Here is a 7,215-nt window from a genome sequence, read left to right as displayed (position 1 = left end):
TGCATCATTTGCTATATCGGCAGCTACTATCGTACCATCTGTAATGTTTTCTGTGTTTACAGCATTATCCGCTAATTTTGTATTGTCTACGGCATCGGCAGCTAATTCCGTATTGCCTACCGCTCCCGCTGTTATCTCTAATGTAACATCTCCTAATAAGGCATTGGTGTCGCCCCCAACTGTTAAATCACCAGAGGTAATATCACCATCACCTGTGATTGCTGTTCCATCTACTTCTAATGCACCTGTTGTTGCATTCTGAACCAATCCCGTTCCTGCTACATCTCCATTTATTGTCGCTGCATTTACAGCATCATTTGCTATATCGGCAGCTACTATCGTACCATCTGTAATGTTTTCTGTGTTTACAGCATTATCCGCTAATTTTGTATTGTCTACGGCATCAGCAGCTAATTCTGTAGTTCCTACTGCTCCCGCTGTTATCTCTAATGTAACATCTCCTAATAAGGCATTGGTGTCGCCCCCAACTGTTAAATCTCCAGAGGTAATATCACCATCGCCTGTGATTGCTGTTCCATCTACTTCTAATGCACCTGTTGTTGCATTCTGAACTAATCCCGTTCCTGCTACATCTCCATTTATTGTCGCTGCATTTACAGCATCCGCTGCTATATCAGCACTAACTATCGTACCATCTAAAATTTCTGTTGTTGTGATAGCATTATCTGCCATCTTCACATTAGTAATTGCGTCATCCGCAATAGTAAGTGTTACATCATTTAATGTTGAATTCGCTCCTCCTGTAATATCTATTGTACTATCGGTTGATATAATACTTCCGTCACCAATTATATCAGTAGGATCTACGGCAATAGTATACTCCGTATTATTTCCTGTTACTAAAGGTGTAACATTGATTCCTGTCCCTTCTACAACTGTTGTAGTAAGCTCACTTGAAGTTATAATACCATCTAACTCTTCCAATGCAGCTTGTACATGATTTGCGGTGATGTTTCCTGCAGGTGTTACCTCAACTTCACCTGCAATTTGATTATCAGTAATCATTGTCCAGTTTGTACCATCATATACATATAACTCATTTGTTGCAGTATCTAAATAAGTTACTCCCGGATTATCATTTGCTGGCGCACCTACTGGAACTCCATTACCGCTTGTTGTAAGTTCATTGGTAGGATCAATGTCTAAATCCAAAGCATTATTTGCTGCTAAATCTGCTATTGCCTCTTCTACTGTTGTTTCATTTACCGTATCGCCATCTACATCTAATGGAGTAGTTAACAATACTTCCGTACCCTCTTGATTATCGGTATTTACCAACGCAGCTATATCTGCTAAAGGAACAGAAACAATAGCACTCTCAGAATCTATAATATCCAATGTACCATTTACACTATTTACTGTAAAAGTTACATTCGTAGTATTTGTATCTACTGCAGCAGCTATATCAGCTAAAGGAATAGAAACTGTATTTAAATCACTATCCGACAATATAAGGTTTACTCCATCTTCTGTTAAAGAAGCATTGGTGGTGTTATCATCAGTAGATGTCAATTCCCAAGAATCTCCATCCCAGAAATATATAGTTCCTGTATCTGTATTTACATATAGATCTCCTAAATCTGCACCTGCCGGAGTTGCGACCCCGGGTGCTGATACATCTGTACCTTGGAGTACCTCACAATTACATTGGTCTTCTAAGGTCACAGTTGTCTGCGCCATAGAGATACCTGATATTAGTAAAGTAAATAGTACCAATATAAATTTAATGGTATTACTTAGGGTTGTAATAGTTTGAGTTTTCATACTTTTAATATTCAATTTCACCTTCAAAAATTCGTTGGTCATATAGGTTTTTCAAAATGTTCTTTCCAGAATTATCCAATCCTTTTTTATGACAAGGCGGATCACTGGTATTCACATTACACAAATATTCATCATAAGTAGTGCTCACTAAAATAAATGTTGTGTAAGCCAATATTTACGCTATATATCTTTATAAAGGTGAGGTTTAGGTTTGTTAAATGTTTATGATTTTTAATTGTTTTTCATCGAAGATGCGCTGCTATCCGGATAGTTATAGCTACTGGAAAAAATCATTGAATTTTCGATTTTACTTTTCAAACGGCTAAAAAAATTGGATAAAGACAACGTGTTAAGAGATTGATTTCAATTCAAAATTTGATTCTTTTTCAACTATTTTCTTGATGTAGATACCCATCTTTTTTCATTACTATTACACGAAAAAAAATGAAAGTATTTTATTAGTTTTTATGCGGTCGGCAATTCGTTTGTTTGTAATTAGCGTTCTAACATTTACAAAAAGTCAGAATTCATAAATAAAATAATTGATTCTGTTGTCTTACCGCCAGCTAACAATAATCGATACGACTAACCTAGTTATAGTTTTATAATGCTAGAATTGATTTTTTGGAGTTAGAGTTACGCTGCATTTTGTCATACCGTTTATAACTTAAACCATCTTACACTGCTTGAAATCAAGATAGTGTTGTGCCAATTTCTGGAAATAAAAAAGTGTGCCTTATAAGGCACACTTTTTTATTTTTATTTGAAAGAGAATTAATTTCTCTTTATCCTGTATGTTATTCGTCTATTCGTAATGACAGTATAATTTTCAACTATACTAATAGGTGAAAATTCTGATGTTGAATTAGATAATGTAGCCGTGGATGTTATGTAATTACCCACATTTATAGGTATTGACATAGGTATTGAAAACTTAAACTTATTCGTATTATCAGTGTTGTTATCAAGATCAGTATATGGCGTTACCATTGAGAACAAATCTGCCGTACTACCCTCGGTAACGGTACCAATATAAACTTGCCCTTCACCGTAATCTGTAGATAAACCTAATTGATTATCCCCTTCGGTCGCTGTACCTTGATTTATATCGGTTAAAAATAGTTCAATTATAGCTCCGGGGCGCGACCATCCTTCTACCACTAAATTACCTCCTGACATAAATGCTCCTGATATTATAGGAAAGTTTAATAACCCGTTAGGACCTGAATCTGAATCACCTGAATCATTTAAAGTTACCCCATCTCCTATGGCGTCTGATGCATCTAAATCTATTCCTAGAGCAGGGTTTGCTGTACCATTTGCAAAAATTGAATTTTGAGATACTAAATTCCCTGAACTTGTACCTCCAGATAGTACTATACCCGATCCTCCGCTATTGGATATTATATTATTTGTAATCGAAGAATTATTGCCATGTAACCTAATTCCAGCATTTTCAACATTGCCTAAACAAATACCTCCATTCTGTCCAGAATTTGTTATCGTATTTTCGGATATTAAAATATTCCCGGCAATACCTTCACCGTCTATACCTAAAGCTGCAGAATTATTTATTAAATTTTGACTTATGACAATTCCTGTACCATCTGCCAATAAGATATTATCATCACATGCCGTTGCTCCATTTGCATCAAAATGATTATTTTGAATCAAAGTACTTATACCTCCATCTACGAATACTCCGGCATCAGTATTTGTTGATATATAATTAGAATCTACTATTGTTGTACCATCTGTAATCTCTACTCCAAAATTGATATTCCCTGCGCTACTTCCAGAGGCATTTACGCCTAATAATGTATTTAATATGCTTGCAGAACCTCCACTAACAATGATACCTGCATTATTATTAGCATAAATTGATGCGTTACGAATGGTTACACCGTCACCAAATAACCTTAAAACATCTCCGTTATTTTTATGAATCTGAATTTCGGGTCTGTTATAATCAGGCAGGGCAATACCCGATGTACCAACCACAGTACCTCCAGAACCAACCGTACCGGTATTAGAGTCTCCGGAATACGAAGTTTGTGTTCGACCATCAATTATTGTATTAGTTCCTGTTATTACACTAAGTGGATTTGCATTAGATATTAAAATATCAAATATTCCAGATGCATAATTAACATCCGCAGTTCTACCCAATACATCACCTGTTGGCGGAATCATGAATATTGATGTATCTTCTTCTGGGGCTGGATCAAAAATTGAATTAGCTTGAATATCGAGTACTGTTTCCTCCAAATTATTTGAATTGACAATAAATTGCTCTAAAGACCCTTGACCATTTTCATTGGTATTCACTATAGTATTAAAGTTAAAACCAAAATTAATATTAGTAACGCCATTACTATCTACAGTTGCTGAAGATACAGTTTGAGCGTTTGATAAAATACCTAAAGCAGCATCTTGTATTGCATTTGGAAACGCACCGCCAATTTCAGTATTTACCTCAGTAACAGCATCGGCATCACCATATGTTCTATGAGTCTGAACAGGAGTACAGGTGGTACAATTTAAACCACCCCCTCTATTAGATCGAACAGAAGAGTTAACCACTTTAACCAAATAATCTCCATCTTCCATACCCGCAAAAGTATATTGACCATCAACATTGGTAGTTTTACGATCGATAAAAGTTCCACTACTTTCGAATAATTCAACAATGACATCAGAAACTCCTATTCCAGATGAAGATGCTTGATTTCTACCTAAGCCACCAGGATAATTTATATCTTCAAATACGGTACCCGTTATTAGGTTAGAAGGTACTTTGATAACTACAGCCATATTAATTACATAATCTTGACCAACATTAACAGTTGCTGTCACTTCTGAATCCCCTGGGTCTATGTAAGTGGATAAATCATAAGTATCTAGGTCTAAACCATAGGTATTAGTTTGATTGTAGATTGTTGGAGTTGTTGTATTATCAAAAATTGTCCCATTATACGCATTATTCCCTGTTTGACCGCCGTCCCCAGTTAATGTGTAAGGTGTTCCTGTTTGATTGGTAATAGTCAACCTTTCAGGATTCGCCCCGCTTGACCCCAACGTATCGTCACCTTCCCAAGATAAAAAAGTTGACTTTGCACCTGAACCAGCTATAGCAAAAAAGGAATCTAAAGTAAATGGTGTGCCTGGTGAATTATTTTGAAGTCCATCAAAACCTTGATATAGGTTAATACTTACAGCAGGTAGCAATGGGTCTTCATAATAAATAAACAATGACCAACCACCCAATACTGTGGCAGAACCACAAAAATTATTTGAAGTATCGATTGTTAATCCAGAAAAATCAAAATCATTATTATTAATATCAGTAATACCACTTACTAAACTTGTAACGTCACTTATATAACCAAAAAAACTTAAATTATTATTATTTGCATTAAATGTTGTCTGATACACCGAACCTGCATTAACTGTTTGACCTTCAAATGTCACCTGTTCATCTCGAACATAACTAGAATGCGCCCAGTATAAATAAGCTGCCTTAATGGTACCAGTAGCTGGTATATCAGAAACTAATTGATTTGTAGAAGTTGCCTGTATTGCACATGGATTTGTTGCATTACCTGCAGTACGTAAACTACCACCAGTTGATACATAATCATAATCGCCTTCAAATTGCTTAAAAAGTGTTAATGGAACATTTGACAATATCTGAGAATTAATCGTTCCCTTACCAGTATCATCAAAATTAACCTGTGCATCTGGGGCATTAACCCCTGTAAACTCAATAAAAAAATCTTCATCAAATTCAGGTACCCCGTCATTTGTTATAGGTACTGATATTGTTCGTTGATTTCCTATTGCACCTGTAAAAGTAAGCGTACCTGATGTACTTGTATAATCACTTCCTGCTAGAGCTGAACCATTTGTTGTTATATAATCGACTGTGAAGGGTGTGTTTTGGAAACCTATTAAGAAGAAGTTACGACCATGGGCCGCCCTTGTTGATGATACCGTGAAAACTATATTACCACCATCTTCATCAATTGAGACATCATCGATAACTAGTCTTGGTCCTTCTGTATAACAAACTATATCTGCTTCAAAACCAGTACCGGTTCCATTATTATTAGATGTAAAACGAAATGTTAAACAACCAGTACCACCAGTAGATGCAATTGTTGATGGTATATTATCATTATCATACTGTCCAATCAATGGAGAACTTGTTGAATTACCATCATATACATATAAAAAATCGCCACCTGAATCTATATCAAAACTTGTAAAATCAACCACTACATAATCTTTACCTGGTTCAGGGCAAAGCGTGTGTGTCACATTTAAGTTATTACCATAATTACCAAGACCGCCTGGATCTAAAAATACCTTCCCGCATTCATTGGAGGTTGTACTATTTGTCATAGAAATAGAATCATCATCAATAATACTCGCTGTTCCTATATCTGAAATTACAACTGATGGATTTGATGTAGAGATTAACTGTAAAGTAAAAGTCTCTGTACTTTCAATAGTACCATCATCTAAAATAGGTATGGTTACCAAACTGCTTTGACCTGTATTTCCATTAAAACTAAGGCTACCAGAATTTGCCGTGTAATCAGAGCCTGCAGTTGCAAGACCATCTAAAGTTTGATAGTTGACGGTAAATGGACCAGATGCATTTAAACCTGTATGGGTTACCGTAAATGTCATATTACCCACATCTTCATTCACCGATACGTCATTTACCTGCATTACCGGACTTGGTGGTGGTTGGGTAGTCGCTATTTGAAAATTATCAATAAAAGCATATTGATTATTATTCCAGTTTGCATTTGTTTTTGCAAATCTAACAGTCGTATTCGCAGAAATATAAGGGGTTATATCTTGATTAAAAGTTCCAGTTGTGTTCCCAGTTACGGTACCAACAGAAGTATAACTGGCACCGCCATTACTAGAAACTTGTACATCTAAAGCAGTGGTCCCTGATAAATTTAGTGATTGCCAATTAAAACTTAAAGTTGCTGAAACTGAACCTGTTAAATTGGCTGATCTGCGAATTGTTTCTGACCATATATAATAAAATTCTAACCTACTACTACTTATTCTAAGGTATTGACTATTTGGTCCCAAATCTGTATCACCTGTCTCTACCCAATTAGTAGAGAAGCTAGAACTACCATTATTATTAGAATAAGACACACTACTAAAATTGTCTCGATAAGTCTCTTGCGCATAGAAACTTGTAGCACCTAATAAAAAAAGTAGATAATAAAACTGTTTAAAACTCATAACTTAAATAATGGGGATATTGATTTGCCAAATTATTCTGCAATCAATATCATCTGTAAAAATAACTAGGTAATTATTTTGTGACTAAAATTTGTTGTGAAGTATGGTTAATACCACATGAAAAGATAGATTGGTGCTGTTTAAATTCTAAATAAT

At 35.4% G+C, this 7,215-nt stretch carries 2 protein-coding genes; both read right to left on the bottom strand.

Annotated features, from left to right (window positions below; all coding sequences use genetic code 11):
* A partial coding sequence (locus DFQ03_RS17995) for a beta strand repeat-containing protein (RefSeq protein WP_166637495.1) occupies positions 1-1,827 on the bottom strand: 1,827 nt, incomplete at its 3' end.
* A 732-nt stretch (positions 1,828-2,559) separates the two neighbouring features.
* Positions 2,560-7,059 carry a beta strand repeat-containing protein gene (locus DFQ03_RS17990; protein ID WP_133674616.1) on the bottom strand — a complete coding sequence of 1,500 codons (4,500 nt, stop codon included), beginning with the start codon at positions 7,057-7,059 and terminating at the stop codon, positions 2,560-2,562.
* Positions 7,060-7,215 lie beyond the last annotated feature (156 nt).

Origin of the sequence: Maribacter caenipelagi, assembly GCF_004364175.1 — a bacterium.
GTDB lineage: Bacteria > Bacteroidota > Bacteroidia > Flavobacteriales > Flavobacteriaceae > Maribacter > Maribacter caenipelagi.
The sequence above is the reverse complement of the archived record's forward strand: the minus strand, read 5'-3'. Positions and strand labels throughout refer to the sequence as shown.

Excerpts from the sequence above, each read along its gene's own strand:
- DFQ03_RS17990 (WP_133674616.1), bottom strand. The coding sequence starts at position 7,059 with ATGAGTTTTAAACAGTTTTATTATCTACTTTTTTTATTAGGTGCTACA.